Source organism: Microbacterium sp. Se63.02b, assembly GCF_014171575.1.
Lineage (GTDB): Bacteria > Actinomycetota > Actinomycetes > Actinomycetales > Microbacteriaceae > Microbacterium.
The window spans coordinates 1,133,463-1,145,811 of sequence record NZ_CP050453.1; the positions used below are offsets into that span (position 1 = coordinate 1,133,463).

The window sequence follows — 12,349 nt, forward strand, 5'->3', positions numbered from 1 at the left end:
GGGGCGTGCCTACGTGGTCGCGCCGGGCTCGGCGAGGAGTTCGGGCAATCGGAAGGGCGGTGCCGCCCGTGCGTCGGGGTCGAGGACGAGATCGGCCAGGACGCCGCCGATGCCGGGAGCGAACTTGAAGCCGTGGCCCGAGAAGCCCGCTCCCACGACGATGCGTCCTCGGCGGTCGAGCACGAAGGCGCCGTCGTCGGTCGAGGTGTACGTGCAGCTGATCGGGACGGCGGACGTGGGGTCCAGGCCCGGCATCCATTCCCGCACGTACTCCGCGAGGGCGCGCTGGTGGGTCGGGAGGTGGGGGCGCGCGTCGGGGTCGACCTCGTCGCCGACACGGTGGAACCCCACTTTCACTCCCTCGCCGGGAGTGGGCATCCCATACACGGTCGCGGGGTGGACGCGGGGTCCGCGTAGTGGTTGAACGATGGCCATGAGGCGGGCCCTCGGGGCTGGAAATGCGCAGGGTCTCCTCGGTGACGGCGAGCCGCGGCAGGCCGAATCGTCCGAGGAGCCTTCCGGTCCAGGCCCCTGCGGTGACGACGAGGGCGTCGGCGCGCAGTCGGCTGTCGCCGCCGAGGTCGAGCACGACGCCGTCCCGGTCTTCGCCGATGTGCGCGACCGGTGTGCTCCAGCGCACCTCGCCGCCTCCGGCGACGATCCGCCGTTCGAGCGCGTGCAGCGCGGCCGCCGCGCGGACGACTCCGGCGTCGGACGACCACAGCACGTCGCCGTCGAAGCGCATGCCGGGCCAGCGGCGCGCGGCTTCTGCGGGAGCGAGGATCTCCGACGGGATGCCGCGACCGTCGAGGCCGACACGGATCTCTGCGACGTCGAGGTGGCCGTGCGTGACGAGGCCGTGCAGGCGCAGGAGGGGTTCGCCGTCCACCTGCCCGAGGGACTCCCAGCCGGCGCGGGCGCGCTGGAGCAGGTCGAGGTAATGCTCCTCGGCGTAGGCGTTGTTGAAGTTGCGGGTCGCGCCGTGGGATGCACCGTGCCGGTGCCCGCGCGCGAACCGCTCGACGACGACCGGCCGGCGGCCCCGACGAGTGAGCTCCCATGCCGTCGCCAGCCCCATCACCCCGCCGCCCACCACGACGACGTCCACGGTCTCGGTCCTCATGCTGCCTCCCGCTCTCGGATCCAGTCTCCCAGCACGGGGGCGTCCGACCGCCGGGTAGGCTGGAGGGGTGACCATGGAGATCGAGCTCGGCCGAGGAAAGCGCGCGCGCGCGCGTACACGTTCGATGACATCGCGGTGGTGCCCTCCCGGCGCACGCGCAACCCGGAGGACGTCTCGACGGCGTGGACGATCGACGCCTTCGGCTTCGAGATCCCCGTGCTGGGAGCACCGATGGACTCGGTCGTGAGCCCCCAGACGGCCATCATGCTCGGGCAGCTCGGCGGACTCGGCGTGCTCGACCTCGAAGGGCTGTGGACGCGATACGAGAACCCCGAGCCCCTGCTCGCGGAGATCGCCGGGCTCGACGAGCAAGGCGACCGTGCGGATGCAGGAGCTGTACGCCGAGCCGATCAAGCCCGAGCTCATCACGCGTCGCCTCGCGGAGATCCGTGAGGCCGGTGTCACGGTGGCCGGCTCGCTCACCCCGCAGCGCACGCAGGAGTTCTACGACACGGTGGCCGCGGCCGGTGTCGACCTGTTCGTCATCCGCGGCACGACGGTATCGGCCGAGCACGTGTCCAGCGTCGCCGAACCCCTGAATCTCAAGAAGTTCATCTACGACCTCGACGTCCCGGTGATCGTGGGCGGTGCCGCGACCTACACGGCCGCGCTGCACCTCATGCGCACGGGGGCAGCCGGCGTGCTCGTCGGCTTCGGCGGGGAGCGGCATCGACGACCCGCGCGACTCTCGGCATCCACGCGCCGATGGCGACCGCCGTCTCCGATGTCGCCGCCGCGCGCCGCGACTACCTCGACGAGTCGGGCGGACGCTACGTGCACGTGATCGCCGACGGCGGTGTCGGCACGTCGGGCGATATCGTCAAGGCGCTCGCGATGGGCGCGGACGCCGTCATGCTCGGTGTCGCACTCGCCCGCGCGACCGACGCGCCGGGCCGAGGATTCCACTGGGGTCCGGAGGCGCATCACCCCAAGCTGCCCCGTGGCCGTCGGGTCGAGGTCGGCGGCATCGGCACGCTCGAGGAGATCCTCTACGGACCGGCGCCCGTCGCGGACGGCACGGCGAACCTCATCGGCGCGCTGCGCAAGTCGATGGCGACCACCGGTTACTCCGACCTCAAGGAGTTCCAGCGGGTCGAGGTCGTGCTCGCGCCCTACGAGGCCTGAGGCGCAGCGCTCGACCGTGACGACTCCTGCTCTGTTCCCCCGACCCTCCGCGAGGTCATGCTCCGGGGGCGGTGGATCGGCATGCTCCTGCTCTGCCTCCTCGTCGCCGGGGTCTTCGCCTGGCTCGGCCAGTGGCAGCTGGAGCGTGCGATCGAGACGGATCCGCCTGCCCCCGGCGCCACGGAGCAGGTGAAGCTGCTCGATGAGGTCGTCGCCCCGGCGAGTATCTCCCCGAGCCTCTGGTGGGCCAGCGCGTGGAGGCATCGGGAACCTGGATCCCCGGGGACTTCATCGTCGTGTCGAGTCGGTTCAACGACGGCGTGCAGGGCTACTGGGTCACGGGTCAGCTGCGGGTGGCAGAGCGGACGTCCATCGCCGTCGCGATCGGCTGGGCGCCCGACCGGGAGACCGCGGATGCTGCCGTGGAGGAGCTCGAGGCCGGCGTCGACGGCACGGAGGTCCCCGTGGCGGGGCGCATCATCTCGGACGAGGGCCCCCAGGTGCCGCCGCAGTCGGATCCGTATCAGTTGGACCGGATGTCGTCGGCCGCGCTGCTGAGCCGCTGGCACGACATCGAGCAGCTCGACGTCTATCGGCCGTATCTCGCCTCGACCACCGCATCCGCCGGGCTTGTCGACATCTCCTCGCCCGCTCCGGAAGAGATGTCGCCGGTCAACTGGCTCAACGTCTTCTATGCGGTCGAGTGGGCCATCTTCGCGGGCTTCGCGTTCTACCTCTGGTACCGCCTCGCCAAGGATGCCTGGGAGCGTGAGGTCGAGGAGTTCGAAGACGCTGCGGCCGCGGAGACCCCTTGATCGCACGCGCATCCGCGCGCGAAATGATGCGCACCTGCGCAAGGCTCCGCTTCGATAGCGACGTTCGTCAGGGGTCGTCCGAGCCATCCGGTGAGCGCTGGATGACGAATCGGGAAACTCCGTTGAGGATGTCCTGACCGCTCCGTATGCTCGCTCCATGTGAGCACGCTGGGAATTTCTCCTGTGTGCCGTGTCAGTCCTGAGAAGCGTCGAACCCGATCGAGGAGACAGCACCGATGATGTCCGCTCCAGACGGCGAGAACCGCATGGTTCCCGCCCCGCACCGTAGAAGTCGGGGGCGCATCGGCGCTCTCGCCGTGACCTGCGTGGCCGCGCTGAGCCTCGGCTCCCTCGCGGCTGTGCCCGCTGTCGCCGACACCGAGGGAACGGGGGTGGTGATCAACGAGGCGTACCTCTCCGGAGGCAGCGCGGGAGCGGCGTTCAAGAACAAGTTCGTCGAACTGTACAACCCGACGTCCGCGCCGGTCACCCTCGACGGCATGTCGCTGCAGTACCGCTCGGCGACAGGGACGGCCGCCTTCAACGGCGTCGCGCCGCTCACGGGCGTCATCCCCGCCGGCGGCTATTACCTCGTGCAGGGCAACAGCAACGGTGCGAACGGCGCGGAACTCCCGACTCCCGACGCGGTCAGCTCTCTGACCCCGAGCGGCACCAACGGCACGCTCGCGCTCGTCGAGGGCACCGCCGCCGTGACCCTCACCCCCGGCTCCGTCGTGGGCGTCGACGGCGTGGTCGACCTGCTCGGCTACGGCACCTCGAACACGTTCGAGACGAAGGCGGCGACGCCTCCGACCGGCAACACCGACGTGAAGTCGCTCAACCGTGCCGCAGGCGCGGACACCGACGACAACAGCGCGGACTTCACCCTCTCCGCAACGATCACCCCGCAGAACTCCGGCGGCACCGACCCCGGTACGGACCCCGGCACCGACCCGGGCGCAGAGCCGACGAAGGCGACGATCGCCGAGGTCCAGGGGACGACGGGTGTCTCGCCCCTCAGCGGCAAGACGGTCCAGGTCGAGGGCGTCGTGACGGCCGACTACCGCACCGGCGGCTACAAGGGCATCGTCATCCAGACGCAGGGCTCCGGCGGCGACACCGACGCGACTCCCGGTGCCTCCGACGGCGTCTTCGTGTTCCTGAACGCGCTGAGCCCCGCCCTCGCGATCGGCGACCTCGTGTCGGTGAAGGGTTCGGTGAGCGAGTACTTCGGTCAGACGCAGATCAACCCGGCCGCAGCGGCCGACATCTCCGTGGTGACCGCCGGCGTCGGCGTCCCCGCCGTCACCCCGCTGCCGGACTCGGTGCGCGGTGCCGACCGTGAGCAGTACGAGAACATGTACGTGGCGCCGGAGGGGACATACCGCCTCGCCTCCAGCCACCAGCTGTACAACTTCGGCACGCTCTGGCTGAACGCCGGCGACGACCTCGCCGTGAAGAGCACCGAGACCACGCGCCCCGGCGACGAGGCTGCCGCGATCGCCGCAGCGAACCGCGCCAACCGGATCCTGCTCGACGACGGCTGGTCGATCCAGGTGTCCAACAGCGGTCACCCTGGCGAGCAGCCGTACTTCACGAAGGACACGGTGGTCCGCAACGGCGACACGGTCGACTTCGGCGACAACGGCTACGTGCTGCAGTGGGGCTTCGACGACTGGCGCCTCCAGCCCGTCGTGCCGATCGACGACTCCTCGTCGGCCGACCTCAAGGTCGGCTTCGAGGCGACGAACCCTCGCACCGCATCGGCGCCAGAGGTGGGCGGCGACGTCCAGGTCGCGTCGTTCAACGTGTACAACTACTTCACAACGCTGAAGAGTGAGAACTCCGACGCCCGCGGCGCGGCCAACGCTGCGCAGTTCGCGATCCAGAAGTCGAAGATCGTCGCGGCCATCAACGGCCTGGACGCCGAGATCGTCTCGCTCATGGAGATCGAGAACTCGGTCAAGCTGGGCAAGCCGATCGACACGGCGCTCAAGGATCTGGTCGCCGGTCTCAACGCCGATGCGGGCAGCGACGTGTGGGACTACGTGCCCACCCCCGCTGCGCTGAACGACGCCACGACGACCGACTACATCACCAACGCGATCATCTACAAGAAGGATGCGGTCAAGACGGTGGGCGACAGCACCACCGTCACCGATGAGACCGTGTGGGGCAACGCCCGCGAACCTATCGCGCAGGCGTTCGACATCGACGGGCGCGTGGTCACGGTCGTGGCGAACCACCTCAAGTCGAAGTCGCCGCCCGAGGGTGCCGGCGCGGAGCCGGCCGACGGTCAGGGCTTCTTCAACGCCGACCGCGTGAAGCAGGCGAACGCGATCCTCGCCTTCACCGACGAGCTCGCGGAGTCGAGCGGCAGCAGCGACATGCTCCTGATCGGGGACTTCAACGCCTACGGCAAGGAAGATCCGATCGACGTGTTCACCTCGCAGGGGTGGAGCGACCTGGTCGCCGACAAGACCGACGGGCAGTACACCTACACGTTCGACGGCGAGCTCGGCTCGCTCGACCACGTGATCGCCTCCCCGTCGCTCGTCTCGTCGATCACGGGCGCGGGTGTGTGGGGTATCAACTCGCCCGAGTGGAGCGACCGCGGCTACGCGTTCGGCGCCACAGAGGAGGGCACCCCGTACCGGTCCAGCGACCACGACCCGATCATCGTCGGAGTCTCCTCGGAGATCCCGCCGGTGAACATCGACGTCGTCACGGTGAACGACTTCCACGGGCGGATCGAGGCCGACGGTGCAGCCGCGGGCGCGGCCGTCCTCGCCGGTGCGGTCAAGCAGTTCCGTGAGGAGAACCCGAACACGATCTTCGCCGGAGCCGGCGACCTGATCGGCGCCTCGACGTTCACCTCGTTCATCAACGACGACAACCCGACGATCGACGCCCTCAACGCGGCCGGTCTCGATGTCAGCGCTGCGGGCAACCACGAGTTCGACCAGGGCTGGGAAGACCTGCGCGACCGCGTACAGGAGCGCGCGGACTGGGAGTACATCTCGTCGAACGTGTTCGTCACCGAGACCGGCGAACCGGCTCTCGCACCGGCCTGGGTCAAGGAGCTCGACGGGGTGAAGGTCGGCTTCGTCGGCGCTGTCACCGAGGATCTCGACTCGCTCGTCTCGCCCGAGGGCATCAAGGATCTCGAGGTCCGCAGCATCGTCGACTCCGTGAACGCGGTGGCCGACGACCTGCGCGACGGAGACGAGTCCAACGGTGAAGCCGATGTCGTCATCCTGCTCGTGCACGAAGGCGCGTCGAGCGTCGAACTGTCGAGCATCACGCCCGACTCGCCCCTCGGCGAGATCGTCTACGGGGTCGATGAGGATGTGGACGCGATCGTGTCCGCCCACACTCACCTCGCGTACAACCACGTGATCGACGGCCGCCCGGTCGTCTCCGCGGGGCAGTACGGCGAGAACCTCGGGCTCATGAACATCAAGGTCGACCCTGAGACGAAGGACTTGATCTCGATCACCAACGAGATCAAGCCCCTCACCGCGGCAGGCAAGCCGCTGTACCCGGCCGTGCCCGAGGTGCAGGCGATCGTCGACCAGGCCAAGGCCGAAGCCGATGTGCTGGGCGCGATCAAGGTCGGCGACATCACCGCCGACTTCAACCGGGCGCGCCAGAGCGACGGCAAGACCGAGAACCGTGGAGGAGAGTCCACCGTCGGCAACTTCGTCGCCGACGTGCAGCAGTGGTCGACGGGTGCCGACCTGGCGCTCATGAACCCCGGCGGCATCCGCGCGAATCTCGCCTACGCGTCGACCGGCGCGAACGATCCGAACGGCAACGTCACCTACCGCGAGGCGGCGACGGTCCAGCCGTTCGCCAACACGCTGGTGACGCTCACGCTCACGGGTACGCAGCTCAAGGGCGTGCTCGAAGAGCAGTGGCAGCCAGCTGGTTCGGCCCGTCCGTTCCTGAAGCTCGGCGTCTCGAAGGGGCTCGTGTACACGTACGACCCCGCGGCGGCACAGGGTTCGCGCATCACCTCGATCACCCTGAACGGGGTGCCCGTCGATCCGGACGCGGACTACACGGTCGCGGCCAACTCGTTCCTCGCAGCGGGTGGAGACAACTTCTTCACCTTCAAGGAGGGGGCGGGCAAGCGCGACACCGGCAAGATCGATCTGCAGTCCATGGTCGACTGGTTCGACGCCAACAAGACCGCGAGCCCCGACTACGCCCAGCGCGCCGTCGGTGTGACGGTCAGCCCGGCGGATGCCGACGGCTACAGCGCCGGCGACCAGGTGACCGTGTCCCTCTCCTCGTTGGCGTTCAGCGCGGGGGAGCCTGCTCCAGGCGAGGTGTCGCTCTCGCTGGGCGACACGCTGCTCGCGACGGGCGCGGTCGATCCGACCGTCGTCGACACCACGGATGAGGTGGGCCGTGCCTCGCTCACCTTCACGGTTCCGTCCGGCGTCTTCGGGGAGCAGGTCCTGACGGTCGCGGTCGCCGGCACCGGGACCACGGTGCAGGTGCCGTTCACGATCGCCGGTGAAGCCGAGTTCGCGGGGAGCATCGACCTCGGGTCGTCCAAGGTGGCCGCGGGCAAGAAGCTCCAGGTCACCGGTGAGGGCTACGTGCCCGGCGAGACCGTGACGATCGAGCTCCGCCCGAAGAAGGGCGCTGCCGCGCAGGTGGGCACGGTCCAGGTGAAGGCGGACGGCACGTTCAGCACGCAGGTCACGGTGCCGAAGAATGCGCAGCCGGGGAAGTACACGGTCGCCGCGGCGCAGGCCGACGGGGATGCGGCGACCGCGACGGTCACCGTGAACCGGGCCGGCGGCATCGTCGGGGTGATCATCGACCGGCTGTGGGACCTCATCAGCGGCTGGTTCTGATCCGATGATCGGATGACACGACGGAGGCCGTCGGGAGAGATCCCGGCGGCCTCCGTCGTCTCCGCTCCGTCTCAGGCGGCCACCGCGACCGGAGCCCACACGAAGCCGTCGGGGTCGACGGCCGCGCCGAGCACGCCGTTGATCGTGATCCGATGCGAACCGGATCCTTCCGCCGGGACGCCGGCGTCCTTCGCGAGTGACGCGTGGCGATACAGCCCGAGACCGATCGGGCTCGTCCCCGTGTCGAACTGCACGTAGCTGCGCCCGAAGCTCTTGCCCACCGGGATGCCGCGCTCCATGTAGAACGACTTCGACGCGACCACGTCGTCGGCGCCGAGCAGAAGGACGATCTCGTCGACATCGCGCGTCGGGGGCGCGCTGTCCTTCTTGGCAGACGTCGCCACCTTCCAGATCGAGCCGTCCGGAGCCTGGATCGTGCCGCCGACGCCCCACAGGGACTTCGCCACGGGCTTGATCACGCGCGCTCCGGCGGCGGCGGCCGCGTCGACGAGGGCGCGCACGTTCGCGGGTTGGGAGACGACGAGTGACAGGGTGTATCCGCGGAAGCCGGAGGCGTCGGTATCCGCGGTGCGGAAGCGCAGGCGATCGCCGAGGTCGAAGGCCTGTGCGTAGAAGGAGCGGGCGGCGTCCACATCGGAGACGTCGAGGGTGAGAGAGGTGATCGTGGTGTTCATGTCGACGACGCTACGGAGGTCGGCGAGAGGGTGCTTCTCGATTCCTGACCGATGCATCTGCGGGCGGATTCGACGCGATTTCCCGGCGGCTAGACTGGAGGCATGCCCGAACCGAAAGTCGCCAGCTTTCCGGCGATCCGCGGTGCGCTGAAGTTCTACCAGATCGCGTCGATCATCACAGGAGTCATGCTGCTCCTGCTGCTGACCGAGATGGTGCTGAAGTACACGCCGATCCACCTCGAGCTCTTCCTGGGGGGCTCAGGCGGTCCGCTCTGGTTCGCCGGCGTCATCGCCGGACCCGATTGCCAATGGTGGTCGTTGTTCGCGCCGATGACCAACTCCTGCGAGATGACCTCGCTCGGTGACGGGTTCAACCTGTCGCTGTTCATCCTCGTCGCGCACGGCTGGTTCTATGTCGTCTACCTCTTCGCGTGCTTCCGCATGTGGAGCCTGATGCGCTGGCCCTTCCCGCGCTTCATCCTGCTCGCACTCGGCGGTGTCGTCCCGCTGCTGTCGTTCTTCATGGAGGCCATCGTCGCCCGTGAAGTGAAGACCTATCTCGCCACCAGAGAGGCCGAAGAGGCCTCCGCCCCCGCCCCGGAAGGTGTCCGTTGACCGAACAGTCCGAGACCCAGCAGCGCCCGGCGCTCGTCGTCGACTTCGGCGCGCAGTACGCGCAGCTGATCGCCCGTCGAGTCCGTGAAGCGGGCGTGTACAGCGAGATCGTGCCGCACACGGCCACGGCCGCGGAGATCGCCGCGAAGAACCCGGTCGCGATCATCCTCTCCGGCGGACCGTCGTCCGTGTACGAAGAGGGCGCCCCGAAGCTCGACCCGGCGGTCTTCGACCTCGGCGTCCCCACGCTCGGCATCTGCTACGGCTTCCAGTACATGGCGCAGACCCTCGGCGGCGAGGTCGCCCATACGGGTCTTCGCGAGTACGGCGCGACGGACGCGGTGATCTCCGGCGACGGCGGCACACTGCTGAGCGGCCAGCCGACCGAGCAGAACGTGTGGATGAGTCACGGCGATCAGGTCGCCACGGCGCCGGAGGGCTTCGAAGTCCTCGCGACGACCGAGGCCACCAAGGTCGCCGCCTTCGCGAACGAGGAGCGCGGTTTCTACGGCGTGCAGTGGCACCCCGAGGTCAAGCACTCCGACCACGGTCAGCGCGTGCTCGAGAACTTCCTGCACAAGGGTGCAGGTCTCGCGTCCGATTGGAACAGCGGCAACGTGATCGCCGAGCAGATCGAGCGCATCCGTGAGCAGGTGGGCGACGCCCGCGTCATCTCCGCACTCTCCGGCGGGGTCGACTCCGCGGTCTCCACCGCTCTCGTGCACAAGGCGATCGGCGACCAGCTCACCGCGGTCTTCGTCGACCACGGCCTGCTCCGCAAGGGCGAGCGGGAGCAGGTCGAGAAGGACTACGTCGAATCCACCGGAGTGCGCCTGATCACGGTCGACGCGGCCGACACGTTCCTCGGTCACCTGCAGGGTGTCACCGACCCCGAGGAGAAGCGCAAGATCATCGGACGCGAGTTCATCCGCGCGTTCGAGAAGGTGCAGCTCGACCTCGTCGCCGAGGCCAAGGCGTCGGGTGGTGCTCCCGTGAAGTTCCTCGTGCAGGGCACGCTCTATCCCGACGTCGTCGAGTCCGGTGGCGGTGCGGGCACTGCGAACATCAAGTCGCACCACAACGTGGGCGGCCTTCCCGACGACCTCGACTTCGAGCTGATCGAGCCGCTGCGCGCGCTGTTCAAGGACGAGGTCCGTGCGATCGGCCGCGAGCTCGGCATCCCCGAGGCGATCGTGGGGCGTCAGCCGTTTCCGGGGCCCGGTCTCGGCATCCGGATCATCGGTGAGGTCACCGCTGACCGTCTCGAGATTCTGCGTGAGGCCGACGCCATCGCGCGCGAGGAGCTGACGAAGGCGGGTCTCGACCAGGAGATCTGGCAGTGCCCCGTCGTGCTGCTGGCCGACGTGCGCTCGGTGGGCGTGCAGGGCGACGGTCGCACCTACGGCCACCCGATCGTGCTGCGCCCGGTGTCGAGTGAAGACGCCATGACCGCCGACTGGACCCGCCTGCCGTACGACGTGCTGTCGAAGATCTCGAACCGCATCACGAACGGCGTACGCGACGTCAACCGCGTCGTGCTCGACGTCACGTCGAAGCCGCCGGGAACGATCGAGTGGGAGTAGGGGGCGCGATGCCTCCCGACGCGGTGCCGGGTCTCCCCGACGCCGAGTACCTGGTGCTTTCCAGCCGGCTGATCCCGGGGATGGACGGCGGGTACACGATCGCGACGCTCGCGCGCGCCCGCCAGTTGGCCGGTGCCGGCGTGGCCGACGGCGCAGGGCCGCAGCTGCTCACGTTCGATCCCGGCTCCGTGGCCGACCACGCCGCGCATCGGCGCACGTTCGCGGAACAGGGGCGCTGGTAGACCCCTCCCGCATGCGCAATCTCTTCGATGAGGCTGTCGACCCTCACGGCGGCGCAGCGCGGTGGCTGCTCGATGCGTCCGATTCCGCGGTGGCCGCTGATCCTGATGTCGAGTATCGGGTGCTGACGGACGCCGAGGGGCGGGCCTTCGCGGCTCTCCCGGTGATACCCGGCAACCCGGACTGGCACCTCACCGAGGAGCCGGTGCTCGTGTACGACGCCGCCGGCGCGGTGGCCGGAGCCCTGCACGGCTTCCGGGGCCTGTATCGAGCCTGGCTCGAGCACGTGACCGCGGCCGTCGGCGACCGCCTGATCGTCGTGATCTGCGAGTCACGCCAGATCGGCGAGCTCGTGGCGGACTGGTCCGACCCGCGGGTGCGCATCCTGCACACGATCCACACCATGCACGTCGAGGCGCCGTACACGCCTGACTCGACCATGAACACGCTCTGGACCCGCTGGTTCCGTCTCGCCGACCGCTTCGACGCCGTGATCTGGCCGACCGCTACGCAGCGTGACGATGTCGTGGCACGCTTCGGCCCGTCGGCGAACCATGTGGTGGTGCCGAACCCCATCGCTCCTGTCGCGACCCGCCACGACCTCCGTGAGGACGGACTCGTGATCGTGCTCGGACGGCTGGCGCCGGGGAAGCGCGTCGATCACGCGATCCGCGCCTTCGTGGCAGCGGACGTGCCGGGTACCCGGTTGGAGATCTGGGGCGGCGGACCGGAGCAGGAGCGGCTGCAGACTCTGATCGACGAGCTCGGGGCCGGCGACCGTGTCGTCCTCGCCGGATACACCGATTCGCCGGGAACGGTCCTCGACAGGGCGTCGCTCCTCGTGACCTCCACCGCTTTCGAAGGACAGCCGCTCGGCGTCGTCGAGTCGCTGCTGCACGGGACGCCCGTGATCTCGTACGACGTGCGCTACGGCATCCGCGATGTGCTGCAGCAGGGTGGGGGAGTCCTGGTGCCCGGGGAGACGTCGTGGCGTTGGGTGAGGCCATCCGTGCCGTGCTGACCGACCAGGGGCGGCTCTCGGCTTTGAGTGCCGAGGCGCCGGCGGTCGCCGCGGCCTGGAGCCCCGAGTCGTCTCTCGCCGCTCTCGCCGCCGCCGTCTCCCACGCGGTCACCGCCCCGCCTCGGCGCTGACCCTCTCGCCCCGCCCCTTCGTTCCCGTCGCACCTTCTGTCGGTCTGCGGTCATGACGTCGACGGGAGGG

9 protein-coding genes and 2 pseudogenes are annotated in these 12,349 nt (G+C 69.1%); 8 read left to right on the forward strand and 3 right to left on the reverse strand.

Features of this window, described 5'->3' with window-relative positions; translation table 11 throughout:
• Nucleotides 1-9: 9 nt before the first annotated feature.
• Nucleotides 10-378: an FAD-dependent oxidoreductase gene (locus G4G29_RS23840; RefSeq protein ID WP_345941153.1), complete on the reverse strand. Its 369-nt coding sequence runs from the start codon at nucleotides 376-378 to the stop codon at nucleotides 10-12.
• A 124-nt stretch (nucleotides 379-502) separates the two neighbouring features.
• Nucleotides 503-1,198, reverse strand: a pseudogene (locus G4G29_RS23845) (FAD-dependent oxidoreductase); the annotation flags it as partial.
• Here G4G29_RS23845 and G4G29_RS05720 point away from each other — a divergent pair.
• From G4G29_RS05720 to G4G29_RS05730, 3 genes and pseudogenes are all read left to right on the forward strand, one after another.
• Nucleotides 1,197-2,308: pseudogene (locus G4G29_RS05720) on the forward strand (GuaB3 family IMP dehydrogenase-related protein). The pseudogenes G4G29_RS23845 and G4G29_RS05720 overlap by 2 nt on opposite strands.
• A 242-nt stretch (nucleotides 2,309-2,550) precedes the next feature.
• Nucleotides 2,551-3,123, forward strand: a complete 573-nt coding sequence (locus tag G4G29_RS05725; protein WP_244632430.1) for an SURF1 family cytochrome oxidase biogenesis protein — start codon at nucleotides 2,551-2,553, stop codon at nucleotides 3,121-3,123.
• Between the two features lie 236 nt (nucleotides 3,124-3,359).
• A complete protein-coding gene (locus tag G4G29_RS05730; RefSeq protein WP_183152135.1) occupies nucleotides 3,360-7,994 on the forward strand; it encodes an ExeM/NucH family extracellular endonuclease in 4,635 nt (1,544 codons plus the stop codon).
• A gap of 71 nt (nucleotides 7,995-8,065) precedes the next feature.
• On the opposite strand, the gene G4G29_RS05735 is transcribed toward G4G29_RS05730, so the two are convergent.
• On the reverse strand, nucleotides 8,066-8,689 hold the full coding sequence (locus G4G29_RS05735; RefSeq protein WP_183152136.1) for a glyoxalase: 624 nt from the start codon (nucleotides 8,687-8,689) through the stop codon (nucleotides 8,066-8,068).
• 102 nt (nucleotides 8,690-8,791) lie between these two features.
• On the opposite strand from G4G29_RS05735, the gene G4G29_RS05740 reads away from it, so the two are divergent.
• From G4G29_RS05740 to G4G29_RS21395, 5 genes are read left to right on the forward strand one after another with little or no spacing between them, the layout of a single operon-like run.
• Nucleotides 8,792-9,304, forward strand: a complete 513-nt coding sequence (locus G4G29_RS05740) for a DUF3817 domain-containing protein (RefSeq protein ID WP_183152137.1) — start codon at nucleotides 8,792-8,794, stop codon at nucleotides 9,302-9,304.
• Complete coding sequence (guaA, locus tag G4G29_RS05745) at nucleotides 9,301-10,887, forward strand: glutamine-hydrolyzing GMP synthase (protein WP_183152138.1); 1,587 nt, start codon at nucleotides 9,301-9,303, stop codon at nucleotides 10,885-10,887. The genes G4G29_RS05740 and guaA overlap by 4 nt, the downstream gene beginning before the upstream one ends.
• An 8-nt stretch (nucleotides 10,888-10,895) precedes the next feature.
• The gene (locus G4G29_RS21390; RefSeq protein WP_244632431.1) at nucleotides 10,896-11,129 is read left to right on the forward strand and encodes a hypothetical protein; all 234 of its coding nucleotides are present in this window, start codon (nucleotides 10,896-10,898) and stop codon (nucleotides 11,127-11,129) included.
• Between the two features lie 11 nt (nucleotides 11,130-11,140).
• Nucleotides 11,141-12,148, forward strand: coding sequence for a glycosyltransferase (locus G4G29_RS05750; protein ID WP_244632432.1), 1,008 nt, complete (start codon nucleotides 11,141-11,143; stop codon nucleotides 12,146-12,148).
• Complete coding sequence (locus tag G4G29_RS21395) at nucleotides 12,121-12,279, forward strand: hypothetical protein (protein ID WP_244632433.1); 159 nt, start codon at nucleotides 12,121-12,123, stop codon at nucleotides 12,277-12,279. Before G4G29_RS05750 ends, G4G29_RS21395 begins: the two co-directional genes overlap by 28 nt.
• The last annotated feature ends 70 nt before the right edge of the window (nucleotides 12,280-12,349 follow it).

Coding starts and splice junctions, on each gene's coding strand:
- G4G29_RS23840 (WP_345941153.1), bottom strand. CDS start 378: ATGCCCACTCCCGGCGAGGGAGTGAAAGTGGGGTTCCACCGTGTCGGC.
- G4G29_RS05730 (WP_183152135.1), top strand. CDS start 3,360: ATGATGTCCGCTCCAGACGGCGAGAACCGCATGGTTCCCGCCCCGCAC.
- G4G29_RS05735 (WP_183152136.1), bottom strand. CDS start 8,689: ATGAACACCACGATCACCTCTCTCACCCTCGACGTCTCCGATGTGGAC.
- G4G29_RS05740 (WP_183152137.1), top strand. CDS start 8,792: ATGCCCGAACCGAAAGTCGCCAGCTTTCCGGCGATCCGCGGTGCGCTG.
- G4G29_RS21390 (WP_244632431.1), top strand. CDS start 10,896: ATGCCTCCCGACGCGGTGCCGGGTCTCCCCGACGCCGAGTACCTGGTG.
- G4G29_RS05750 (WP_244632432.1), top strand. CDS start 11,141: ATGCGCAATCTCTTCGATGAGGCTGTCGACCCTCACGGCGGCGCAGCG.